This is a genomic window from Rahnella sp. PD12R, from assembly GCF_019200965.1.
GTDB classification, from domain to species: domain Bacteria; phylum Pseudomonadota; class Gammaproteobacteria; order Enterobacterales; family Enterobacteriaceae; genus Rahnella; species Rahnella laticis.
In genome coordinates this window covers 329435-354530 of record NZ_JAHTMS010000005.1, presented here as the reverse complement: position 1 = coordinate 354530, position 25096 = coordinate 329435, and the positions used below count along the sequence as shown (strand labels likewise).

At 52.4% G+C, this 25096-nt stretch carries 20 protein-coding genes; 12 read left to right on the top strand and 8 right to left on the bottom strand.

All coding sequences use genetic code 11. The features are described 5' to 3' along the window. Positions 1-64 precede the first annotated feature (64 nt). The 4 genes from hofQ to pilM are packed head-to-tail and all read right to left on the bottom strand — an operon-like array spanning position 65 to position 3577. Positions 65-1321 carry a DNA uptake porin HofQ gene (gene hofQ, locus KWG64_RS12685; protein ID WP_218522085.1) on the bottom strand — a complete coding sequence of 419 codons (1257 nt, stop codon included), beginning with the start codon at positions 1319-1321 and terminating at the stop codon, positions 65-67. Beyond that, a complete protein-coding gene (locus tag KWG64_RS12680; RefSeq protein WP_218522084.1) occupies positions 1321-2178 on the bottom strand; it encodes a DUF2531 family protein in 858 nt (285 codons plus the stop codon). The genes hofQ and KWG64_RS12680 overlap by 1 nt, the downstream gene beginning before the upstream one ends. Further along, positions 2175-2738: a PilN domain-containing protein gene (locus KWG64_RS12675; RefSeq protein WP_218522083.1), complete on the bottom strand. Its 564-nt coding sequence runs from the start codon at positions 2736-2738 to the stop codon at positions 2175-2177. Before KWG64_RS12675 ends, KWG64_RS12680 begins: the two co-directional genes overlap by 4 nt. Further along, complete coding sequence (pilM, locus tag KWG64_RS12670) at positions 2738-3577, bottom strand: pilus assembly protein PilM (protein ID WP_218522082.1); 840 nt, start codon at positions 3575-3577, stop codon at positions 2738-2740. The genes KWG64_RS12675 and pilM overlap by 1 nt, the downstream gene beginning before the upstream one ends. Before the next feature lie 121 nt (positions 3578-3698). Between pilM and mrcA the strand changes: the two genes are divergently transcribed. Beyond that, positions 3699-6257 carry a peptidoglycan glycosyltransferase/peptidoglycan DD-transpeptidase MrcA gene (gene mrcA, locus KWG64_RS12665; RefSeq protein WP_218522081.1) on the top strand — a complete coding sequence of 853 codons (2559 nt, stop codon included), beginning with the start codon at positions 3699-3701 and terminating at the stop codon, positions 6255-6257. Between the two features lie 97 nt (positions 6258-6354). Here the strand turns inward: mrcA and nudE are convergent, their stop codons facing one another. Next, the gene (nudE, locus tag KWG64_RS12660; protein ID WP_104923641.1) at positions 6355-6912 is read right to left on the bottom strand and encodes an ADP compounds hydrolase NudE; all 558 of its coding nucleotides are present in this window, start codon (positions 6910-6912) and stop codon (positions 6355-6357) included. 442 nt (positions 6913-7354) lie between these two features. On the opposite strand from nudE, the gene KWG64_RS12655 reads away from it, so the two are divergent. From KWG64_RS12655 to KWG64_RS12625, 7 genes are all read left to right on the top strand, one after another. Then, positions 7355-9496: an intracellular growth attenuator family protein gene (locus tag KWG64_RS12655; RefSeq protein ID WP_218522080.1), complete on the top strand. Its 2142-nt coding sequence runs from the start codon at positions 7355-7357 to the stop codon at positions 9494-9496. Positions 9497-9618: 122 nt separating this feature from the next. Next, the gene (gene yrfG, locus KWG64_RS12650) at positions 9619-10308 is read left to right on the top strand and encodes a GMP/IMP nucleotidase (RefSeq protein WP_218522079.1); all 690 of its coding nucleotides are present in this window, start codon (positions 9619-9621) and stop codon (positions 10306-10308) included. A 24-nt stretch (positions 10309-10332) separates the two neighbouring features. Continuing rightward, complete coding sequence (gene hslR / locus KWG64_RS12645) at positions 10333-10737, top strand: ribosome-associated heat shock protein Hsp15 (protein WP_195825412.1); 405 nt, start codon at positions 10333-10335, stop codon at positions 10735-10737. 21 nt (positions 10738-10758) lie between these two features. Continuing rightward, entirely contained in the window at positions 10759-11643 is an 885-nt protein-coding gene (gene hslO / locus KWG64_RS12640) for an Hsp33 family molecular chaperone HslO (RefSeq protein WP_152327523.1), read from the top strand. A gap of 239 nt (positions 11644-11882) precedes the next feature. Next, the gene (gene pckA / locus KWG64_RS12635) at positions 11883-13505 is read left to right on the top strand and encodes a phosphoenolpyruvate carboxykinase (ATP) (RefSeq protein WP_218522078.1); all 1623 of its coding nucleotides are present in this window, start codon (positions 11883-11885) and stop codon (positions 13503-13505) included. Between the two features lie 112 nt (positions 13506-13617). Next, positions 13618-13830, top strand: coding sequence for a plasmid stabilization protein (locus KWG64_RS12630; protein ID WP_218522077.1), 213 nt, complete (start codon positions 13618-13620; stop codon positions 13828-13830). Further along, complete coding sequence (locus KWG64_RS12625; protein WP_218522076.1) at positions 13827-14306, top strand: type II toxin-antitoxin system VapC family toxin; 480 nt, start codon at positions 13827-13829, stop codon at positions 14304-14306. The genes KWG64_RS12630 and KWG64_RS12625 overlap by 4 nt, the downstream gene beginning before the upstream one ends. A 632-nt stretch (positions 14307-14938) precedes the next feature. On the opposite strand, the gene envZ is transcribed toward KWG64_RS12625, so the two are convergent. Both envZ and ompR read right to left on the bottom strand, forming a co-directional pair. Next, the gene (envZ, locus tag KWG64_RS12620; protein ID WP_152327527.1) at positions 14939-16300 is read right to left on the bottom strand and encodes a two-component system sensor histidine kinase EnvZ; all 1362 of its coding nucleotides are present in this window, start codon (positions 16298-16300) and stop codon (positions 14939-14941) included. Beyond that, positions 16297-17016 (bottom strand): two-component system response regulator OmpR, encoded by a 720-nt coding sequence (ompR, locus tag KWG64_RS12615; RefSeq protein WP_009635740.1) that lies wholly within the window; start codon positions 17014-17016, stop codon positions 16297-16299. The genes envZ and ompR overlap by 4 nt, the downstream gene beginning before the upstream one ends. A 650-nt stretch (positions 17017-17666) precedes the next feature. Here ompR and KWG64_RS12610 point away from each other — a divergent pair. The 4 genes from KWG64_RS12610 to KWG64_RS12595 all read left to right on the top strand — a co-directional run bounded on the left by KWG64_RS12610 (position 17667) and on the right by KWG64_RS12595 (position 22688). Then, a complete protein-coding gene (locus tag KWG64_RS12610) occupies positions 17667-18215 on the top strand; it encodes a fimbrial protein (RefSeq protein WP_218522075.1) in 549 nt (182 codons plus the stop codon). Between the two features lie 92 nt (positions 18216-18307). Beyond that, the gene (locus KWG64_RS12605) at positions 18308-18994 is read left to right on the top strand and encodes a molecular chaperone (protein WP_218522074.1); all 687 of its coding nucleotides are present in this window, start codon (positions 18308-18310) and stop codon (positions 18992-18994) included. 58 nt (positions 18995-19052) lie between these two features. Then, positions 19053-21587 (top strand): fimbria/pilus outer membrane usher protein, encoded by a 2535-nt coding sequence (locus KWG64_RS12600; protein WP_255562173.1) that lies wholly within the window; start codon positions 19053-19055, stop codon positions 21585-21587. 9 nt (positions 21588-21596) lie between these two features. After that, positions 21597-22688, top strand: coding sequence for a fimbrial protein (locus KWG64_RS12595; protein WP_255562172.1), 1092 nt, complete (start codon positions 21597-21599; stop codon positions 22686-22688). A 38-nt stretch (positions 22689-22726) separates the two neighbouring features. Here KWG64_RS12595 and pbpC read toward each other — a convergent pair whose 3' ends face one another. Then, on the bottom strand, positions 22727-25096 hold the full coding sequence (gene pbpC, locus KWG64_RS12590; protein ID WP_255562171.1) for a penicillin-binding protein 1C: 2370 nt from the start codon (positions 25094-25096) through the stop codon (positions 22727-22729).

The following is a 25096-nucleotide window of genomic DNA, read 5'->3' as shown; positions in this document are numbered from 1 at the left end:
ACGACACAAAAAGTTGCATGCGCTCAACGTTATTGTGCAATTTCAGTTAAGTCAGAATACCCGTTTATTGGGTGCGGATTAAGGTCGGAGTGATGAAAATCACCAACTCGCGGCGCTGTTCATTCGTGTACTGGTGTTTAAACAAGGAACCGACGACGGGAATGTCGCCCAACACCGGCACTTTCGTGTCTGTTTTTTGGTTTTTGCGCTGAAAAATCCCGCCAAGCACGAGGGTTTCCCCATCTCTCACTGTCACCTGCGTTTTAATTTCCTGCTTATCTATAGCCAGCGCTTCACCTTCGGCCTGTTTGATGCTTCGCCCCGGCATATTTTGGCTGATTTGCAGCGCCAGCTCGATACGCCCGTCGCGCAGAATTTTCGGTGTCACTTCCATGCCGAGTACCGCCTCTTTAAATTCAACCGAAGTACTGCCGCTGGCGCCGCTTGAAACCTGATACGGAATTTCGGTGCCCTGCTTGATGCTGGCGGTTTGCATGTGCGCGGTCAGCAGGCGCGGGCTGGCGATGATATCCACCTTATCTTCCTGCTCAAGCGCCGTGAGTTCCAGATCCAGAATCCGGCCGCTGATGTGCGCCAGATTAAAACCTGCGGCAAACATCGGGTTCTCCACCGGCAGCCCCATGCTGAAATTATTGACGCGTACCGCTTTGGTGATGGCTTCCTCACCGTTGAATCCCCAGCGAACGCCCAGTTCACGCAGGCTCTCGCTGTTCATTGTGACAATATGCGCAGCCAGCTGTACCTGCTGTAGCGGCAAATCCATCTCCCTGACCCAAGGTTCTGCGACATCCAGCGCTTCGCGGGTATCACGTAATAAAAGTGTGTTGGTGCGGGGATCGGCGGTGGCGCTGCCTTTGGCCGAAAGCAGCGAGCCTTTTTGCGCGTTCAGGCTGAGCGAAACTTCTTTTGCATCGGCATATTTCAGCGGCACCGTCAGGCTGAGAACGGGGCTTTGCCGCGCCATTTGCTCCGCGGCGTCCTGACGCTGCTGCTGTTGCACAAGCGGATCGATAACCGGTGACACCAGCAAAACGTTCCCCTGTAGCTGGCTGGTGAGATGGCTCATTTGCAAAATGATATCCAGCGCCTGCTGCCAGGGGACATTTTTCAGCTTCACGCTGATCTGGCTGTCGACACCCGGCGCTATCACCAGATTTAACTCCTGCGTTTCCGCAAGTGCCTCCAATACCATCGCAACCGGGGAGGCCTGGAATTCGAGTGAAACCGGTGGCAGCGTTGCCGCTTTCACCCCACTGAAGCAGAGTATTAAGGCTGAGAAGAGATAACGGATGTTTTTCATTAATTTCCTTTCCCTGGAGAATTCGTGTTTTTGCCAAACCAAAGTGTCTGCCGCAGCTCGCCACAGCGGGGATCCGCCATGCTGAGCTCAGCGTGTGAGCTGTCCAGATTATCGATGGTCCACGCAGGCGTGCCGAGCTGTGTACCCGTTTCAATACGGGTCCATCGCCCCTCCGGCGAAAGCAGCCAGCCGGAAAGCTGCTCACCGGCATAAGAGATACCGCTTAACCGCCACAAAAGCGGTTGAACGGCGGTTGTGCAGGACGATGAAACGGCCGCCGCGAACGGATCACGCTGTGTTACCGCAGTGATTGCATTTTCAGGAAGAGATTCCAGACCCGTCGTTTGTGTCAGTAAAACGGACGCCGTCATTTCACTTCCGGCAGATTGCAAAATCAGTTCACTGAATGCGGGCTGTTCCGGCTGCTGCTGGAGTGCAGACAGAAAATTCATCAGGCCGCTGAAGGATAATTTGAGCTGCAATTCTCCCTGTGGCGCTGCTGACATTTCTGCCGCAGGCTGCCAGCGGATCAGCGTGGCCTGCGCATCTTTTAGCGGTTGCGAAAATTGCTGCTCTAGCGGCAAACTTTGCTTTTGCTCCGGCGTATTTTCCTTTAGCGAAGGCTCGAGACTGTCCAGCGCCGGAGCGCGTAATAATGACATCTGCGCCCGCGAAACCGTCAGTTGCTGCGCTTCGGTTTGCTGCTTTAATTCTGTTTGCTCCAGCCATAAGCCCCGGAGCAAAAACTGATAACACATCAGAACGGGCACCAGTGCGCATCCTGCCAGTGCCGCAAGACGTTGCCAGCCCGGTTTTTCCATCAGCGGTTCAAGGCGCGCGGAGAATGTCATCATCATGGCAACGCCCCATCAACCGGCGCAGCATTCTTCGGCTGAAAACGGGTTGTCAGCACGAAACTCAGCGCATGATCAGGTTGTTGCTCAACGTTCGACAGATGAACATCCCTCAGCAACGGGCTGGCGGTCAGCGCTTCGCTGAAGGCCAGAATGTCGTGATAAAAACGCCCCTCTCCTTTTAACGTCAGTTGCCCCTGATGTTCAGTCAGCTCGCTTAGCCAGACTTCCGCCGGGATCTGCGCCGACAGGAGCACCAGAAGTTGCAAATCGTTCAGGCTGGCCTGTCTGCGCTGCTGGCTCGCGGCACGTTTTTCGGCGATGACTTTGTGCTCAGCCAGCGCCAAGGTCACGCGGCGTTGCTGAACCGACAATTTATGCGCGCAGGAAGTCAGTGCAGATAAATGCATCTGCAACAGGGTTCGCTCCTGAAGGATAAAAAGCGACAGGCCAAATACGCCGCACATCACACAGACGGGTACGCAAACGAAAAACCTGAGCCAGTAGCGCAAAAGTCGCTGACGGCGCAATTTACGCCACGGCATGAAGTTAACTTGCAGCATCAGTAATCTGCCTGCCTGAGCGCCAGCCCGACGGCGGGAGCAAATGCACCCGGGTTGGCCGGAAGCGGCGCAGAGAGCTGACCGATGGCACTCAGTGGCGACCAGTTCTGCATCAGTGGTTGCGGTGATTCACCACTGAAAAACACGTCACTGCTGCACAATGAGGCTGCGCGATATTGAGCACGTACTTTTTCTAACAGGGAGGATTCAGTTTCGATTTCTCCATGAGAAAACAGGCCAAACTGAAAAGGCAGGCTGTGCGGAGAAGCCCACAGAAAAGCGTCATCCATCGGATGGACGAGCAACGCATCGCCCGGAAGCCCGGCGGCATGCGCGGCAACATGCAGCGCACAGGGTGCGAGCTCAATGGTATCGGGAAACAGACGCGCCTGAGCCATGCAGGCCATCCACTGTTCAATTTCCTGCTGCCGGGCCGCCGTCACCACGATCTGATTATCGCCATGAGGGTCTGCGCGGTAATCCATCACCAGGTGTTCCATGCTCAGCGGGAACTGCTTTGCGGCACTGGCAAAGATAAATGCACTGCGGGCGGGTTCGCGTAAACGGCTGTCCGGCACGGCCAGCCGCTGTTGCATAATCCGTTGTGCCGGAAGACTTATTCGCAACGAAATCAACGCCGGCAGAGTTTTTCGCCAGCACGATAAAATGGCGATCAGCGGCGCGGTCTCATGTAATATCCCCTCCCGCAATGTGAAATCGGGCAAGGGGTGTTGCCACCAGTGACGTAATTGCCAGCCATGCCGCCGCCGCTGAACGGCAATCGCACGGGCAAAACCGGCTTGAATATCCAGACCTACCTGCCATGCTTGTAGTCGCATTTTCGTCCAATCTCCATATTGTCAGGTAAATAAAAGAACGTATCCATGTTGCTGGCTTGCCTTTATACTACCGCGCGGTTGTTTATAAACTGCCCAATTGACACTTAATGGGAAATCTCAGGTGAAGTTCGTAAAGTATTTATTGATTCTTGCAGTGTGTTGCATTTTGCTGGGAGCGGCCTCGATCTTCGGTTTGTATAAATATATCGAGCCTCAGCTTCCCGACGTCGCCACGCTTAAAGACGTGCGCTTGCAAACACCGATGCAGATTTTCAGTGCTGAAGGTGATTTGATCGCCCAGTACGGTGAAAAGCGCCGTATCCCACTGAAACTTGACCAGATCCCACCGGAGATGGTGCATGCGTTTATCGCAACAGAAGACAGTCGTTTCTATGAACACCACGGCGTGGACCCGATCGGTATTTTCCGTGCGGCTTCCGTTGCGCTGGTGTCTGGTCACGCCTCACAGGGCGCGAGTACGATTACTCAGCAGTTAGCCCGTAACTTCTTCCTCAGCCCTGAACGCACGCTGACCCGTAAAATCAAGGAAGCTTTTCTGGCCATCCGTATCGAACAGATGATGTCCAAAGATGAAATCCTTGAGCTGTATCTGAACAAGATCTACCTCGGTTATCGCGCCTATGGCGTCGGTGCCGCAGCGCAGGTTTACTTCGGTAAAAACGTCGATCAGCTGACGCTCAGTGAAATGGCGGTGATTGCCGGCCTGCCTAAAGCGCCGTCAACCTTCAACCCGCTTTATTCCCATGACCGTTCTCTGGCCCGCCGCAATACCGTGCTGGCCCGTATGCTTGATGAGAAATACATCACGCAGGCGCAGTACGATCAGGCACGCGCAGAGCCGCTGGTGGCGAACTATCATGCTCCGCACATTGAATTCTCCGCGCCGTATCTGACTGAAATGGTGCGTCAGGAGATGGTGAAACGTTATGGCGACAACGCTTATAACGACGGTTATATGGTCTACACCACCATCACCAAAAAAACGCAGCTGGCCGCGCAGGAAGCTTTGCGCACCAACGTGATGAACTACGACATGCGCCATGGTTACCGCGGCCCGTCAAATCAGTTGTGGAAAGTCGGCGAGCCCGCGTGGGACGAGAACAAGATTGTTCAGTCTCTGAAAACGCTGCCGGTTTATGGCCCGCTGTTCCCGGCGGTTATCACGGCAACGGATGACGCTCAGGCGACTGCCACGATGTCGAATCGCGCCGTGATCAGCCTGCCATTTAGCGGCATGCGCTGGGCGCGTCCTTATCGCAGCGACACTGCGCAGGGCCCGACGCCGAAACGCGTTTCCGACGTGGTTCAGCCCGGTCAGCAAGTCTGGGTACGTAAAGTGGGCGATGTCTGGTGGCTGGCGCAGGTTCCTGACGTCAACTCGGCCATTGTTTCCCTGAACTCAACGGACGGTGCGATTGAAGCGCTGGTCGGCGGTTTTGACTTCAACCAGAGCAAATTTAACCGTGCTAATCAGGCGGTGCGTCAGCTCGGTTCGAACATCAAGCCGTTCCTGTATACCGCCGCGATGGATAAGGGCCTGACACTGGCAACTATCCTCAACGACATGCCGATTACCCGCTGGGATGCCGGTGCGGGCACGGACTGGCGTCCGAAAAACTCACCGCCTACGTATTACGGCCCGATCCGTTTACGTCAGGGTCTGGGCGAATCCAAGAACGTGGTGATGGTGCGTGCGATGCGTGCGATGGGCGTGGATTACGCGGCAGAATATCTGCAACGTTTCGGCTTCCCGGCAGCGAACATCGTTCACTCCGAATCACTGGCGCTGGGCTCGGCTTCATTCACCCCGCTCCAGGTTGTGCGTGGTTATGCGACGCTGACCAACGGCGGCTTCCTGGTTGATCCGTATTTCATCACCAAAATCGTGGATGAATCCGGTCAGGTACAGTTTGAAGCGAAACCGAAAATTGCCTGCCGCACCTGTAATATTCCGGTGATTTACGGCGAAACACAGAAATCTGCTGTGCTGTCGGATGACAATGTTGAAAACGTGGCAACGTCTACGTCGAACAACAATGCCAGCGTACCAACGCCGCAGCTGGAACAGGTTCCGCCGAACTCGCCGCAGGTCGATGCCGCGCAGCAATACGCACCACACGTTATCAGCGCACCGTTGTCATTCCTGATCAGCGACGCCCTGAACTCCAACATCTTCGGGGAACCGGGCTGGATGGGAACAGGCTGGCGCGCAGGACGTGATCTGAAGCGTCATGATATTGGCGGCAAAACCGGTACGACCAACAGCTCGAAAGATGCCTGGTTCTCCGGATACGGCGGCCCTGAAGTAGTAACGTCTGTCTGGATAGGTTTTGACGATCATCGCCGTGATTTAGGCCGCACAACGGCTTCTGGTGCGATCCCGGATCAGATTTCAGGCTATGAAGGTGGTGCGAAGAGCGCCCAGCCAGCGTGGGATGATTACATGAAGTCCGTGCTGGAAGGCGTGCCTGAACAACCGCAGACGCCGCCTCCGGGCATTGTCACGGTCACCATCGATAAGAGCACCGGTAAGTTGTCCGACGGCGGCGGTAACAGCCGTCCGGAATACTTTATCGACGGAACGCAGCCGACTGAACATGCGGTTCATGAGGTCGGGACAACCATTATGGATAATGGTCAGGAACACGAACTGTTCTGATGGCGTGAAAGAATAAGTTGTCCGGTGCAAACCGCCGGATAATAAAAAGCCGGTCTGCATAATGCACGACCGGCTTTTTTTTGGATGTGGTTCCCGTCTAGCGTGCGTTACGCGTCAGGAAATCATGCGCGAGGAATAGCGCACTGACGTTACGTGCCTCGCAAAAATCAGGATGTTGCAGCAGTTCCATCATGCGAGAAACCGGCCAGCGGGTTTGCGGCAAAGGTTCAGGCTCATCACCTTCCAGGCTTTGCAGATACAAATCTTTGGCGATGACGATGTTCATGCGGCTCGAGAAATACGACGGAGCCATGGTCAGTTTTGCCAGCACATCAAAGTGCCGCGCGCCAAAGCCCACCTCTTCCATCAGTTCGCGGTTCGCCGCTTCAAGCACGCCTTCACCGGCATCAATGAGCCCTTTCGGAAATCCCAGTTCGTAACTTTCGATCCCCACGGCATATTCGTGGATAAGCACCAGCTCATCGTCAATGACCGGGATAATCATCACCGCTTCGCGTTCAGAAGGGCGCATGCGCTCATAGACGCGCTCGGCGCCATTGCTGAAAGCCAGTTCGACGGATTCAATGGTGAACAAACGCGAACGGGCAACGGTTTCCACCTTCAGGATTTTCGGTTTTTGCAGGTGTTGTGTCATTTCATCCCCAGCTTATTATTCACCTGACCAGAGGCGTTCTAATGGGTTCGTTTTACGATTAAAAAGCCGCTTGCAGAAGTCATTGTGCGTTAATGCGGGCCAGAATCGCAATATTTACAGAATAACATCCGTGCCGCCGATCCCTTTAGCAAGAATTTTTGTTTAAAAAGTACGCCTGTCCGGTTTAAAAAAGACGCGTTGACTTACCGGTGTCACACTTTTGCTTTAACAAAAACACACCCACATCAAAATAGGATTATACCGATACCCTGAACTTCACAATTACCGGTATCCTTTACATTGGTGTTTTTGTGCACACCATTCAGGCAAATAATAATAAAATTCCTATCAAAAAGGCCGCCGCGCGCAGAATGTGCATTTCGTTTATGTATAATACTTTCACAGAGTTGACGTAAGTCACCCACGTCTGAACGGGGATCGGATGAGCACAGTAGTCGTGACACTGGTTTTGTTGTGTATCGCAATCATTGCCACAGGGTCTTATTTTTGGCTTGTAATGCGTCGTCGCCAACGCGACGAGTCCGTCGTGCGATTCCCCACACCCAGCCAGCGGAAACTTTCGCAGAATGAGCGCGACGCCGTCGAACGCTATCTTCGTCAGAATGAAGGGCTCGGCCAGACGCCGATCACTCACCGCAATAATCTGATTATCCTGCGCGATAAACTCACGCTGACCACCAAAAGTGAAAACGTCTACAGCCTGACGCGGGCGATCACGCGCTATGGCGTCGCCAGCGAAGATCCCAACAAGTGGCGTTATTTTCTCGACGCCACTGAAATCCATCTTCCGCCTTTCTGGGAACAATATATTGCCCAGGAAAATCAGGTCGAGCTGATCAAAACCCAAACCATGCCGCTGGTGATCTCGCTCAACGGCCACACGCTGGCCGATCACGTTTACGAAGGCCCTGCGCCGGTTTCTGCCGTTATCCCCTCACAGCCGCAAAATGCCTCGATTCGTCATGAAGAAAGCGAACATATTGAGCTGGTGAAAGTCCGCAGGGAAACGCGGGAAGAGCACGCCCTGACGCGTTCGAACGGCGTGAAAGAAGCGCTGGCTATCTCCGGCGCGCTTCTTCTGTTATTTATCACGCTGCAAAGCCCGGTCATGTTGCTGCCTTGGTTATTGACGCTTTCTGCCTGTCTGGTGGCATGGGTCATCTGGCGGCTGGTGTCCGAACGTTTAGGTAAAAACCGTAAGGAAATCCACTGCCTGCGCGGCTTACCTAAACGCTGGGGTCTGTTTGGTGAATCCAAGCAGGGCGATATCAGTAACATTTCACTGGGCGCTGTCGATCTGGTTTATCCGCCGCACTGGCAGCCTTATATCGGCCGTGACTTAGGGCAACCGACCGACGTCGAAGTGTATATGAACAGCCAGGTTGTCCGTCAGGGAAGCTATCTGTCGCTGCATGAAGAAGTGAAAAAATTCCCGCTCCAGCTTTGGGGTAAAAATCTGGTGCTGGCAACCTGCGCTTTCCTCCTCCTGCTGGTTTTACTGGTTTATGTCCCGCTCGGATTGCCTTTAAAGCTCAGCGTCGCGTGGCTTCAGGGCGCACAAAGTTCTCAGGTCAACAGCGTGCAGGAACTGGAAAAAACCGCATTGCGCGTCGGCGATACCCTGAAAGTTCAGGGAACCGGCATGTGCTATGTGCCGCCGTCCGCCAGCCGGACAGCCTCCGGTTATATGCCTTTTGACTGCTCCGGGATTTACTGGAATACCGCGACGCCGTTGCCGGTTCCGCAGTCCGAGATTATTGATGCCGCTACCGCGTTGCAGACCACGGTCAATAACCAGATGCATCCGGGGGAAAGCCCGGAGCAGAACATCAACCCGCAACTGGCGACCGCCATTGAAAAATCCGGCATGATCCTGCTCGATGATTTCGCGGATATTGTTCTGAAAACCGAAACGCTATGCGGCAAGAGCAATGACTGTGTGCGTCTGAAAAATGCGCTGGTCAATCTGGGTAACTCCAGTAACTGGAACGCATTAGTCAAACGCGCGAAAGCCGGTTCTTTGCAGGGGATTAATGTCCTGCTGCGCCCGGTCAGCGCGCAGTCGCTGAGTGAGCTGGTTAACAACGCAACGTCTTCGTTCTTCATTCAGGAAACCCGTCGCGCCGCTGACAGCCTGAACAGCCCGCCGCCGGGAGGCTTTTTGATCAGCAATGATGAAGGACATCAGCTTATTGAAATGCCGGTGCCGCCAGCCGGGTTGTCCGGAAATCCGGCGCAGGATCAGTGGAAACAGCTGCAACATCTCTCGTCACTGCTGCTGCATACGCCGTTCAGCGCGCAGGGCGTGATTACCAGTATCAGCATTGATGCCAACGGAACCCGCCATATTTCACTGCACAGCGAGCCGGATATTTCGACGCTATGGCGCTATCTGGGGACCAGTTTACTGCTGTTCCTGCTCATCGGGATCCTGCTGGTGAATACCCTGCTGTTTGTCCGCCGCTTCGTGAAAGATAAACGCCGTATCGACGACATTCAGCAATATTACAACTCTTGCTTTCACCCCACGCTGATGCCGATGCCGGTCCATAATCCCGGCTAAAAAACACACGGTGGCACTGCGCCACCGTGAGTGATTATGTTACCCTGACGCCCTTCCCTGCTTTTCATCATTCGTTCCTGCGCCGCCCGATTTGCATCCAGCCGCCAGGACATGGAGTTGTCATGCCCCCTGATTTTGACTGGAACAATATCGACACCGTTTTACTTGATATGGACGGTACGCTGCTGGATCTGGCCTTCGACAGCCAGTTCTGGTTGCAGGATGTGCCGCTGGCGCTCAGCCAGCAACGCGCCATTCCCCTTGAGAATGCGCGCCAGATTATTCATGACGAATACCTCGCCGTTCAGCACACCATGAACTGGTATTGCTTTGATTACTGGAGCGAACGGTTAGATCTTGATATCTACCAGATGACCACGAACATCGGCAAAAATGCGCGTTTACGCGACGATACGGTGCCTTTTCTGACCCGTTTGCGACAATCCGGACGCCAGACCATTTTGCTGACCAATGCGCATCCGCACAGCCTTTCGGTTAAAATTGAACATACCGGTCTGGATCAGCACCTTGATTTATTACTTTCCACCCACACATTTGGTTATCCGAAGGAAGATCAGCGGTTGTGGTCCGCGGTGCAACAACAGACCGGTTTTAATCCTGAGAGAACATTATTTGTCGACGACGGCGAACCTATCCTGAAAGCGGCAAAAACCTTCGGTATCCGCTATTGTCTGGGTATAGAAAATCCGGATTCCACCATGGCAGACAAGTCATTTCAGGATTATCCCTCGATTAATGACTTCCGCAGCCTGTTGCCTTCGATTGACCCCGTGGCAGGCCCGGCCAGGTAATACCGGCACGTTCAGGGGAGAAAAATGAAAGGCAAAACGGAAGAAGACGATAATGCAGTACGTCTCGATAAATGGCTTTGGGCGGCTCGTTTTTATAAGACCCGCGCGCTGGCACGCGAGATGATTGACGGCGGCAAAGTGCATTACAACGGCCAGCGGGGAAAACCCAGCAAGCTGATGGAACTGAATGCCGAAATCACCCTTCGTCAGGGAAATGACACCAAAACGATCATTGTGCTGGGGCTGACGACTCAGCGCCGCAGTGCGGAAGAAGCGCAGACGCTTTATCAGGAAACCGACGCGAGCATCGTCAGCCGGGAGAAAATCTCGGAAGCGCGGAAAATGAATGCGATGCCGCATCCGGACAGACGTCCGGATAAAAAGGAACGCCGCAACCTGATCAAATTTAAATATGGCGATCAAGAGTGATCGCCACTGAGAGAGAAAACTATGTCCAATCATGACCAACTGCACCGTTACCTGTTCAATAACCACGCCGTCCGCGGTGAACTGGTCGCGCTCAATGAAACCTTCCAGCAGATCGTTGCCGGTCACGATTACCCGGCAGAAGTCCGTAATCTTCTGGGCGAGATGCTGGTTGCTACCAGCCTGCTGACTGCCACGCTGAAATTTGACGGCGACATTACCGTTCAGCTGCAAGGCGACGGCCCGCTGAAACTGGCGGTGATCAACGGGAACAACCGTCAGGAACTGCGCGGTATTGCGCGCCTGCAAGGTGATATCGCTGAAGGCAGTTCTCTGAAAGAGATGATTGGCAACGGCTACATGGTGATCACCATTTCCCCAAGCGTGGGCGAGCGCTATCAGGGCGTCGTCGGCCTGGAAGGCGAGAATCTGGCGGAGTGTCTGGAAAACTACTTCATGCAGTCCGAACAGCTGCCGACCCGAATTTTCATCCGTACCGGTGAAATTGAAGGCCAGCCAGCCGCAGGCGGCATGCTGTTGCAGGTGCTGCCAGCCGAAGATACTGATCCGGAAGAATTCAGCCATCTTGCTCAGCTGACTACCACGATCAAAGCAGAAGAGCTGTTCACCCTGCCGGCCAACGAAGTGCTTTATCGTCTTTATCATCAGGAAGAAGTCACCCTGTATGAGCCGCAGGACGTTTGTTTCCGCTGCACCTGCTCGCGCGAACGCTGCGCCGGCGCCCTGCTGACGCTGCCTGATGAAGAAATTCTGGAAATGCTGGAAGCTGACGGGAAAATCGAAATGCACTGTGATTATTGCGGATCAGACTACGAGTTTGACGCGATGGATCTGGCTACCCTGAAAGCGGACGGCGACGTTCATCCGGGAAATGATCATATTCATTGATTGTTAACTCATGCGATCTGAGGGACTTTTCACTGAAAAGTCCCTTTTTTATTGCTTATATATAACCAACGTTGCACATATTTCGCGTTTTTCATCACAATTATGGAAAAATATTCACATCTCCCGTTATTCTTTGAGTTCTATCGCGGTTCAAAAGCGATAAATACCTACAATTACAACTAGTTTATCCCTAATGCGTCAGGCTTTGGGGTTTCAAATTCAGGCCAAGGAGCAGGGAAATGCCTACCACTATCGGGGTCACCGCCGAAACACTCGCCCGTTACGGGATCCATCAGAACAGCGAAATCGTCTATAACCCTGATTACGAACTTCTTTTCAAAGAAGAGACAGCGCCCGGTCTGGAAGGCTTTGAACGCGGGCAGGTGACAGAGCTGGGCGCCGTGAATGTCGATACCGGTATTTTTACCGGCCGCTCGCCGAAAGATAAATACATTGTCCGCGATGACACCACCCGCGACACGCTGTGGTGGGCCGATCAGGGCAAAGGAAAGAACGATAATAAACCGCTTTCTCAGGAAGTCTGGGCTTCACTGAAATCGCTGGTCAGCCATCAGCTTTCAGGAAAACGCCTGTTTATCGTCGACGCTTTCTGCGGCGCGAACGCCAACTCCCGTCTGAAAGTCCGCTTCATTACGGAAGTGGCCTGGCAGGCGCATTTCGTCAAAAACATGTTTATCCGTCCGACGGACAGCGAACTGGAAGGTTTCGAGCCTGACTTTATCGTGATGAACGGCGCGAAATGCACCAATCCGGACTGGCAGAAACAGGGCCTGAACTCGGAAAACTTCATCGCTTTCAACCTGACCGAACGCATCCAGCTTATCGGCGGATCCTGGTACGGCGGCGAAATGAAGAAAGGCATGTTTGCCGTCATGAATTACCTGTTGCCTTTGCAGGGGATCGCGTCGATGCACTGCTCTGCCAACGTGGGTGAAAAAGGCGATGTGGCCGTCTTCTTTGGCCTTTCCGGCACAGGTAAAACCACGTTATCCACCGATCCAAAACGTAAACTTATTGGTGATGACGAACATGGCTGGGACGACGACGGTGTCTTCAACTTCGAAGGTGGCTGCTACGCCAAAACCATCAAACTGAGCAAGGAAGCTGAGCCGGAAATCTTTGGTGCTATCAAACGCGATGCGCTTCTGGAAAACGTGGTGGTCAGCGCCGACGGCAAAATCGATTTTGATGACAACAGCAAAACCGAGAATACCCGCGTTTCCTACCCGCTCTATCACATTCAGAACATTGTGAAACCGGTATCGAAAGCCGGGCACGCCAGTAAAGTCATTTTCCTGACGGCTGATGCGTTTGGCGTATTACCGCCCGTTTCACGGCTGACCGCATCCCAGACGCAATACCATTTCCTCTCCGGCTTTACGGCGAAACTGGCGGGCACAGAGCGTGGCGTCAATGAACCAACGCCGACGTTTTCTGCCTGCTTTGGCGCTGCGTTCCTGATGCTGCATCCGACGCAATATTCCGAAGTGCTGGTAAAACGCATGGAAGCGGCGGGCGCACAGGCTTATCTGGTCAACACCGGCTGGAATGGTACGGGCAAACGTATTTCCCTGAAAAACACCCGCGCCATCATCGATGCGATTCTGAACGGGACTATCGACGACGCCGAAACCTTCACGCTGCCGTTGTTCAATCTGGCAGTGCCAACCGAACTGCCGGGCGTCGACAGCCATATTCTGGATCCGCGTAATACTTACGGCAGCCGCGTGCAGTGGCAGGAAAAAGCCGAACATCTGGCCCAGCTGTTTATCGATAACTTTGATAAATATACAGACACTCCGGCAGGCGCAGCGCTGGTGAGCGCAGGCCCGCACCGTTAAGCGATAATCTCTGCTTTCTCAGGCGCGGGCTTCCGCGCCTTTTTTATTGCATCCCTTTCGGTCACATTCCAGAATGACAGCAATGCTTCCACTGCTCTCACAGGAATTTCACATGGCTACCCTGACTGTCCGCAATCTGGATGACGAAGTGAAGGAATTGCTGCGCATCGCCGCCGCCAAAAAAGGCCATTCAATGGAAGAGGAGGCGCGTTTAATTCTGAAGCAGGCACTGACCAGCACGCCCCCTGATTTTGGCCTCGGCAGCCAGCTCCGCCAGCGTTTTGCCGCGCTGAATACGACGCCGCTGGAGCTGCCGCCCAAATGATTATTCTCAATACCGCCATCATCCTTGAGATGATCAGCCCCAAACCACAGAAGGCCGTTCTCCAGTGGCTTGATGCGCAGGACGCCGCTCAGCTTTACCTGACCAGCCTCACGGTCGCCGAACTCTTTATCTGGGTGGAAAATTTACCCGAAGACGCCCCGAAAACCGCGCTCGCCGACGCGTTGCTCGGCATGCTGAATCAGGATTTTGAGGGCCGCCTGTTGTCCTTTGACGCCGCCAGCGCGCTGCATTACCCGCGCGTAGCGGCTTTATCAAAACAGGCGAACGTGGCGATGACTGAACGCGAGACGCAACTGTCGGCGATTTGCCTGCAACATCACGCCAGCCTGGCGACAGACCACGGTGACAGGTTTGCGCATACCAGCATTACGCTGGTTAATCCGTGGGATGTGACGGAGACGCCAAGATGGCGGGAGGAAGCCGCGGAGTATTATGTGATGAGTCGGAAGAGTTAAAACGTTCGCGGGCGTTTTATCCCGCTAATAACTTGGGCTGGCTCCCAAACGGGCCTTAAGGTCAAGGTCGTGGGTTGCCACCCACACCGGCCTCAAGAGGCGCCTATCGCCGCGCCTCTTAAGAATCTCAGGCTCTTTCACTGCGCGCTACCGCTCGCTGGCTATGTTTCAGAAACTCCTGCGATTGCCGCGAAATCTTGCCGCTGCGCGGTCCCCTTACTCGGTTTCGAGCCATGGGTCTCGAAACGCTTCGTTCGGCAAGCTTTCTGAAAGCGGCTGGAGGCTTTATTAAAGTCAGAGGAAATCTGCCCAATAATTTCTTCCTACAAGCAGTTGGTAAGGTTGCGCTTTAGAAAGCCTTTGGCCGCTTTCAAAACGACGTCGAGTGAGTGGTGAGAAACAGCGAGAGTCTTTTTTCGAGCAGGTTCGAATCCGAGGCGAGAGAACCGCGCAGTGGCGGCGTTTGCGGCAATAACCGAAGTTGCTGAAAAATAGTTTGCGAGCGACAGCGCGGGTTGTAAAAAGACGGGGAGAGTCAAGAGAGGGGCCGTCCTGGCCCTCTCTTGTCGGTTTCGGCGCAGCGCGTTAAGCGATCACCTTACGTGAAAAACCGAAACCTCCACTCTTCCAATTTAAGAACCCGTAACGGTTACGGCAGCTTTCTGCAGCATCTCCACCGGTAATGGCAGATACGCCCTGATCCTCAATCCACCGCGGTCACTGCGGCCGATATCCAGAGTCCCGGAATGTGCATCAATAATACGCTGCACAATCGCCAGCCCCAGGCCGGTTCCGCTGGTAGTACGGGCACTTTCGCCACGCACAAACGGCTGGAACAGATGTTTAAGCTGGTCCGGCTCGATCCCCGGACCGTCATCTTCTACCTGGAACCACGCGCGCTGCAGTTCACGTCCGCTGCTGACTTTGATCCAGCCATTCCCGTAACGGGCGGCGTTCACCACCATATTCACTACGGCGCGTTTGATGGACAACGGATGCGCATTCACCAGCAATTCACCGTCGGCCAGATCGGAATCAATTTCACGTTCGTAGCCGCTTTCGGTGGCAATCACTTCGCCCAAAATACCGTTGAGATCGGTGATCTCCGTCGGCATCTCCTGCCCCGTGCGCAGATAATCAATGAACTGTTCGATGATGGCGTTGCACTCTTCGATGTCTTTATTTATCGACTCGGCGAGATAACCGTCACCATCACTCATCATTTCTGTCGCTAAGCGGATACGCGTCAGCGGCGTACGCAGGTCATGGCTTACACCGGCCATCAGCAGCGTGCGGTCATCGGCCAGCAACTTCACACCGGCAGCCATCTGGTTGAAGGCACGCGTCACGGAACGCACTTCGGAAGCACCGTATTCCCGCAATGGCGGCGGAATAATACCTTTCCCGACCTGCAAAGCCGCATGCTCCAGTTCGACAAGGGGTCGGTTCTGGATGCGGATAAACAGCCACGCGCCACCAATGGCCAGCAACATAATCGCCAGCGTATAGCGGAACAGCGGCGAGAAATCGCCCTGATGGATTTCGGTAAGAGGAACGCGTACCCAGATGTCAGGCGACAACCAGGTTTTCAGCCACACAACCGGGGTATTTTTGTTGACCTCAACGCGCACATCCGTCGGGCCACCAAGCTGTTGCGCCATCTGCTGGCTAAGAAATTCGTAGTGCTGCGCCCAGCGCAGACCGCTCTCCTCAGCCGCAGAGTTGGTGTAAAGCGAAATGCCCAGTTCGCGGTAAATCTCGCGACGAAACGCAGGCGGCACGGCCAGCAACGTGCCATCTTCCAGTTGCAGCCGGTCAGTCATCAGCATACGGACTTCATACGCCAGGACTTTATTGAACTGCTGCAAGCTTGGCAGAATGGCGAAGTTCAGCACCACCAGATAGGTCGTCACCAGGCTGACGAACAGCAAGGTGACGATTAATAACAGTGTTCGGGCAAACGAGCTACGCGGTGAAAAGCGTATTCGTCTCATGCCTTACTGCCGTCCGGCACAAATACATAGCCCAGGCCCCAGACGGTCTGAATATAACGCGGATGCGCCGGATCTTCTTCTACCATGCGACGCAGACGGGAAATCTGCACATCGATAGAACGCTCCATCGCACTGTATTCGCGACCACGAGCCAGATTCATCAGCTTGTCACGGGACAGCGGCTCACGCGGATGGCTCACCAGAGCTTTAAGTACGGCGAATTCACCGCTGGTCAGCGGCATAGGCTCATCTTCACGGAACATCTCGCGGGTACCGAGGTTCAGCTTGAACTTACCGAAGGAAATCACGGCCTCTTCCTGAGAAGGCGCGCCCGGCAGTTCGTTCGCCTGACGGCGCAGCACCGCACGGATACGGGCCAGCAATTCACGCGGGTTAAATGGCTTAGGAATATAGTCGTCGGCACCGATTTCGAGGCCCACGATACGGTCAACTTCTTCGCCTTTTGCCGTGACCATAATGATCGGCATCGGGTTACTCTGGCTGCGCAGTCGGCGGCAGATAGACAAACCATCTTCGCCAGGCAACATCAAATCCAGAACCATCAGATGGAATGACTCACGGGTCAGCAAACGGTCCATCTGTTCAGCATTGGCAACGCTACGCACCTGGAAGCCCTGTTCAGTCAGATAACGCTCCAAAAGTGCGCGCAGGCGCATGTCGTCATCGACCACCAGAATCTTGTGATTTTCTTGCATGTAACTCTCCCAAAGGCGTGAATGCCTGAAGCTTGTATTGTTAGAAATATCAATCAAAACAGACAGCGTTTATTGGTATATATTCTAGACGAAATTGTAACAATGGATATGGTTTTCCTAATTTATCAACAATATCAGAGCAATCTTCTTCCTTCTCTGCCGGGTTTTCTCCGCGTAAACCCGTGGATAAGCGCCTCTCTCTTCTTGTTTCTGGTTAAAAAACGCACGACCTGCTTTCTGAATCAAATAAAAGTGAGATTTAAATGAAAGGAACCATTCTTAAAAAGATCTGAAACAACGCCATTAATGCTCCTCAATTTACTTTCAATCGTCTCAGGCCTGTTGGAATATAATTAAATCACCAATTTAAAGAGAACGTATTAATTGTTTCTTTAGAATATATACACAGCGTATTTATCGCGAAAACAAACAATAAATTAATTGAATTAAAAAACATTAACGATCATCCATATGAATATGATTGATCAATTTTAAAACAGCGTATAATTCAACGAAGTAATGCGTACTACCCAATGCATAAAACAGTTGATAGAATCTTTTTCTGCGGAAATTTCATCAGTGACATTACGCAAATCCTGATAAACTCCGCAGAATAACCTTCAACGTTTTATTTCAGAATGGATGCAACAATGAAAACGACATACAAACTCATGGTAAGTGGGTTACTCCTGGCATTAGCCGGGAATAGCTATGCAGTAGATGGAACGATAAAATTCACCGGGGAAATACTTAAGACCGCATGTGTTATTAATAACAACTCTGATATCCATGTTGAATTAGGGCATTATGCCGCCGCGCAATTTACCAAAATTGGCGAGACGTCGCCCCAACATGTTCCTGTAATACTTCCCCTCACTAACTGCCCGGTAACAGACACTATCCCCCAATTCCGTGTTTGGGTGGAAGCCACTCCCGTGAACGCAAGTAACCCTAATTTAATCCAGGTTGGGGACGGCGTTGTGTCAGATGATATTGCTACCGGGGTAGGCATAGAAATTATTGATACCGCTAGTGGTGCGGTAATGCCGCTCAATAAACTGTCAGATATCAGTTACCCTATCACAGGTACAAACATGAATATCAACTGGACTGCTTATTACCGCTCATATGTCGCGCCGCTGGCTATCCATGAAGGTACTGCAGACGCAAGTGTAAATGTGACCCTCGATTACCATTAAAAACGAGTAACTCGCCAGACTGACCCATTTAAGTCTGGCGAGATCATTCAATAGCTGAATAACAATTACTCATTACTGGATGTAATAATTACATGCGTAATATAATAAGCTTTATAATTAATTTTTCGCTAACTTTTATTTTTACCATTCAGCTAAGTTATGGTGGAGGGATACTGGTCGGTCGAACCCGTGTAATTTACAATGCCGACAAGAAAGAAGCCTCATTACCTTTGAGCAATAATTCAGGCACTAACCCCTATTTGATTCAATCATGGATTGACAATAGTGATGGGAAAACTCGGGGACCATTCGTTGTTACACCACCGCTGTTTCGCCTGAACGCGCAGGAAGAAAATAACCTACGAATTTCCTATACAGGAAAAGAATTACCACAAGATAAAGAATCCGTATTTTATATTAATGTGCGCGCTATTCCCTCTACACCAAAAAATGACGTGAATGAATTAAAGGTTGTTGTAAAAACCCGAATAAAGCTTTTTTATCGTCCGGAAAAAATAGAGGGTACAGCATCGGATGCACGCAAATCCCTGACATTCTCAAGAGAGAATGGAGAGCTTCATATTACAAACCCTTCATCTTATTACGTGGTATTCAGTTATCTGATGGTAGGTAATTCCTTACTCAAAGATACCGATATGGTTGCTCCCGGAAGCCAGATCACGGTGAAATTACCTGACAATAATTCCGGAAATACGGTCGAGTGGCGAGCCATCACCGATTATGGCGGAGATACCGCTTTAATTAAAAAAACTCTGTAATTTTCGCCACACGGACCGCACCGCATGAATGCTTTTTGAAAGTTCAGGGACAATGACAATGGATTATTCGCCGTCTGTAAAAAAAGTGAGGGAGCGACGCTACTCAATTCTGTTTCAACGCCATTTTTTGAAAGTTTGCCTGACCTGCTCCTTTCCGGTAGTGAGCTTAGTTATCGATTCAGCTCAGGCTGAAGACGTTTACTTCGATCCGCAATTGCTTGAGCACCATGGTCAGTCCTCTGACAAAGTGGATCTTTCAATTTTCACTTTGAGTGACAAAGCACAAATTCCCGGCATTTACGACACGACAATCTACGTCAATCAGACTGAAGTGCTGGAACACAAAATCCGTTATGACCCGCTACCCGATGGTTCGCTGAGCCCTCAGATCACACCTGATTTGCTACGAGCCCTCAATGTAAGGGTTGATGCATTCCCTGCGTTGGTCACTCATCAGAATGATTTGCCGCTTGGCGATCTGGCGCTGTACATCCCGGCCGCCACTGCAAAATTCGATTTCAACCGTATGCGTCTGGATTTGAGCATCCCACAGGCAGCACTGAATCAACAAGCCCATGGATACGTTGACCCGAGCAGATGGGATGATGGCGTTCCCGCTTTGTTTTCTAACTATGCATTATCTGGCTCTCAGCGTAAGAACAATAATGGCAGCAATGATTCCAGCCAATATCTAAATATGCAAAACGGGCTAAATCTGGGCCCATGGCGTTTGCGCAATTACAGTACCTACAGCAGCGGCGATAATGAGCACAGCTGGGACAGCATTTCGACTTATGCTGAGAGAGACATTAAAAGCCTCAAATCCCAGTTCCTGGTGGGCCAAAGTTCCACATCCGGCGATCTGTTTCCCAGCCTGCAATTTACCGGTGTTCAGCTGGCCTCCGATGACAATATGCTGCCAGACAGCCAGCGGGGATTTGCTCCCACTATCCGTGGCATTGCTAACTCAAATGCTGAAGTCACCATCCGGCAGGATGGCTACATCATTTATCAAAGTTACGTGCCACCCGGGGCTTTCGAGATTAATGACCTTTACCCTTCTTCGTTTAGCGGCGAACTGGAAGTCACTGTAAAAGAAGCTGACGGTACGGAGCGCAGGTTTAATCAGCCTTTCTCTGCGGTGCCCGTTATGCAACGCCCCGGACGTTTTAAATACAGCGGCACTCTCGGCAAATACCGATCAAACGAAAGTGGTGATAAGGAACCTGAGTTTGCTCAGGGCACCGCTATTTATGGCGTGTCTAATGAAATTACCGCCTACGCCGGCACCTTATTGTCATCTGATTATCTTTCTGGCCTGGCGGGTGTGGGATTTAGTTTAGTCAATCTGGGCTCCGTTTCTGTCGATGTCACACAAGCCCAAACCACGCCGGGTAACAATCAGAACAATAGTGGTCAGTCTTATCGGGTCCAATATTCTAAAAATATCGAGACGACGGATACTAACTTCTCCGTCGCCAGTTACCGCTATTCCACCAGCGGTTTCTACGATTTTGACGAGGCTAACCAGTCACAGAACGACTCTTCCCAAGGCAATCACAAACGCAGCAAGTATCAGGTCAGCATCAATCAGTCACTATGGGAAGGTGCCAGCCTTTACACCTCGGTTTATCAGCAGGATTACTGGCAAGATGCCAGCAAAGAGAAAAATATCACCGTCGGGCTGAATACCAGTTTGAGTGGTATCAGCTACAGCCTCTCGTACTCCTACAGCCAGGTACAAGAGCAAAATAATGATCAGCAGGTTGCCCTGAACATTCGCGTTCCATTAAGTCGCTGGCTTCCGCAAAGCTGGGCTACGTATAACGTAACGCATCAAAAAAGCGATAACACACGTCAGCAGTTAGGCCTCAGCGGCAGCGCTCTGGATGATTATCGCCTCAGCTATTCGGTTCAGCAAAGTCACACCGATCACGGTGGAACCGACAACACCAATCTGAACGCGACCTACCGCTCGACATACGGCACGCTTAATACGGGCTATTACTATGACAATACTTCTCAGCAAACTAATTACGGTATTTCTGGTGGCGTTATCGCGCACTCTCACGGTGTCACACTTTCCCAACCTTTAGGTGAATCCTTTGCGTTGATTGATACCAATGGCGCCAGCGGTGCGAGAGTCCAGAATATTCCCGGTTTAAAAACTGACTGGCGTGGTTACGCCGTGGTGCCTTATCTGACTCCATACGCAGAAAACCGTATCGATCTTGACACCACGACCCTGCCCAAAGATGTTGATGTCACAAAATCTTCCGGAATGGTCATCCCTAACCGCGGGGCAATGGTCACTGCGCATTTCGATGCACGCATTGGCGTCCGCGTGCTTATTAAGTTGCTTCGCACTGATGAAACTCCGGTGCCGTTCGGTGCTGTCGCGGTCAGTGAAGATCAGACATTGGAAAATATCGTTGATGAAGGTGGTGTTCTTTATTTGTCAGGTGTGAAGGTCGATGAAGAAGTGGGCTTACATGTGAAATGGGGTGTAGCAGCTAATCAGCAATGCACAGCAAAGGTGAATCTCAAAACCTCTGCTGACTCAGTTCAATCCATCACAGCCTCATGTACTTAGGGAAAAAACATGAATCTAAAAACGCTTTTGTGCCCGGCATTGATATTTGCTCTGTTCTCTCTACACCCAAATGAAGCTCTGGCTGCAAGTTCTGTTATCTGTAATCCCTTGAACGGAGGGGCCGCTTCTTATGAAAACACTTTACTGCGCGATTTAAAAAGTGAAGAAAATAAAAGGTCATTTACTTTTGAAGAGGCATTAAACAGTGGCCAGCAAGGTTACCAGATATCTTGTGACTGTTTGGATGCGGATGCCGCCAGCTCCAGCGGAGTGCAACTTATCTACAGCCTGCAAACTTCGTTGCCAGCAGGACATGGACTTAATTATTATGAAATTAACGATCATATTGATTTAATGACACAAATTACTATTCCCAACAACAGTGATGTCACTGTTCCCACATTGAATGCCGTCAGTGATAAGACGTTACATCGCGACAGAAGCAACAACGGTATTTGCAAGCAACAAACAACGCACGACACTTTAACCGTTGGTTCCAAGGGGAAACTTAGCTTTTACATCACCACACCATTTGTTGGTGAGATTGATATTCCCCGTACCGAAATCGCCCGCGTTTACGCTTCTGCTGCCACCTCCGCAGAGAAAAATCCCTACTTGGGTACACCGGTAGCGATTCTCTATCTCAGTGGTACGCTGACGGTTCCGCAAAGCTGTGAGATTAATCAGGGAGAAATCATTTCTGTTAATTTTGGCGCTATTCAGGCCAGTAAGTTCGTTATCCGGAACAACCCGCCAGATAATTACAGCCCGGTGAACTTTGATATTAAATATGACTGCACTCAAAATGGCCTACCGGCAATACCTGCCGGCAACAAGCTGACGATGATCATCGAGGGGCAGGACGTGCAGGATCAGTATTATCTCGTTGCGCGCCGCCGCCCTTCCGACAATAAAGCTGATATCGGAATCATTGTGGAAGATGCGGGCACGTTTATTCCGTTCACTCAGGGCGTACTCGCGATGAACCAGAACGGATTGGGGAAAGTATCGCTCACAGCAGTGCCAATAAACCTCATCGGTGGCGAACTCGATACCGGCGAATTCGAAGCGACGGCGACGCTGAAAGTCGATATCCGGTAATTAAATCAGGCAGCGTCTTCGCTGCCTGATTTCCTTCCTTAATTCAAAATCTCAATACTGATTAACCGGCTGTCGGCGCGGCCATGATCATCGACGGCGCGGATTCGATATTGCCCGTTGTTGATAGGCCGCCAGTCGATGGCCGATTTACTGGCGGAACTGCCGAGGTAAATATCATCGACAAACCAGTAGACCGTTTTGCTGTCCGCATCCGTCACCGCGTTAAACGAAATCCTGTCGCGCCCTTGCTGCGATTGCCGCAGGGTGTAGACCGTGTTTTTGAGCGGAGACGTAATGCGCGGCGGATTTCCGCTGACCTCCACGCCCTCATCTTTACAGTGGTTCACCGGCGGTTTGCGCTTTGGCAGCCCCGCCTGAGCGAACACATTGGCCAGATCTGACGGCCAGAACTCGAACACTTCCGTGCGGGTTTCGTTTTCTTCATAAGGCGGGCACGCGACTTCACCGGTCAGCTTGTCCAGCCTGACCGGGCGGTAAACCGTATCGACCTTGATCGGTGATTTGCCGGGAATAAACCAGGTTTTGCCTTTTTGCTGGCACCACGGCGTCGGTAAATCCCCGCTGGCGAGGCAGATGTCGACCCGTTTTAGCTGTTTCGGGAACGGATGCCGGGGTTCCTGCAAAGCGGGATAGCTGGCGTTAATGCTGTCGATGATATTGAAGAACAGCGGCGCAGCGGCTTCCGCGCCCACAAAGACGTTGTTGCCTTTGCTGTCGAAATTACCTTCCCAGACCACCAGAACGTACGGCCCGAAAATCCCCACGCTCCAGGCATCGCGGAACCCCCAAGAGGTGCCGGTTTTCCAGTAAACCGGCAATGAGGAAGGCTGCTGAGCCAGCGTATCACCGGGGCGACGGTGCTGACGCAGCATGTCCAGCGTCATAAAGCTGGCCTCCTCACTGAGCAATCTGACCGGCGTCGTGACAGCCTGATCGCTCTTTTGCATCCGCAGCGGTTGCAGCAAGCCACGGTTTGCCAGCAGCGCATACAGTTTTGCCAGTTCCTGCATCGTCACTTCACCGCCGCCCAGCACCAGCGAGAGGCCATAGTGGTTTTCGCTCGACATATCCGCGATGCCGGACAACCGCAGAAACTGGTAGAACGTCGGCTGCCGCAGCTGTGACGCGACGTACACCGCCGGAATATTGCGGCTGAAGTTCAGGGCGTCGGTCGCCGTCACCGGCCCGAGAAAACGGCGATCAAAGTTCTCCGGCGCATAAGCCCCGAATGCCGAAGGCACATCTTTCAGGATGGTCATCGGATGCAACACGCCCTGCTCCATTCCCAGCGCGTAAATAAAAGGTTTAAGCGCCGAGCCCGGCGAGCGCTTGGCGTTCGTGCCGTTCACCTGCCCCTGAATTTCACGGTTGTAATAATCCGCCGATCCCACCAGCGCCCGCACGCCCATGTCGCGGGTATCCACCAGCAGAGCGGCGGCATTGTGGATCCCGCGGCTTTCATTGCGGGTGATAAAGGCGTTGACCTGCCGCTCGATCAACCGCTGCAAACCGGCATCCAGCGTGGTATCCACGCGGTTATCAGTCTGAACCAGCTGCTGATTTTGCTGGCGAAGCTGCTCAATAAAGTGCGGGGCGATGTACGGCATCTGCTCCGGTTGACGCAGCGCCAGCGGCAGTTTGAACAGTGAAATCTGGCTGCTGTCGGTCGCATAATGCGCCTGCCAGCGGCCAAACAGCCGGTTACGCGCCTGCGTCAGTGCCGTCCCCAGCACGCCGGTTTTGGCGTCGATGCGGTAACTGGGAGATTGCGGCAAAACGGCCAGCGTCAGCGCTTCCGGCAATGTCAGGTCTTTCGGGGCTTTATCGAAATAAATCAGGCTGGCCGCGCCGATGCTTTCAATGTTGCGGCCATAAGGCGCGTAGTTCAGATAGGCTTCGAGGATATCGTGCTTGGAATAACTCAGTTCCAGCTGGATCGCACGTAAAACCTGCATGATTTTGCCCGACGGCGTTCGGGTATTGAGATGCCAGTGCATCCGCGCCAGCTGCATGGTGATGGTCGAACCGCCCTGCATTTTTCCACCCGCCACATAACTGCGCCAGAAACCCCGCATCAGGCTGAACGGATTAAAACCCGGATTGATGTAAAACCAGCGATCTTCGTGCAGCAACAGGCCTTTTACCGCCAGCGGCGAAACCTGTTCCAGCGGAGTCCACACCCGATAACGATCGTCATTCGCCAGCGTGATGCGCATCAGCGTACCCTGCTGGTCATAATAAACGGATGAAAAAGGTTGCCCCTGAGAAAGCGGCGGATGCGGCCAGAGGCGGCACCCCAGAAGCAGCAGCGCCAGTAAAAAACCCGCCATAGCGATATTTTGCAGAAGGCGTTTGGCTGTTTTGAAAAAAAGAGGAAAGGTGTTCAT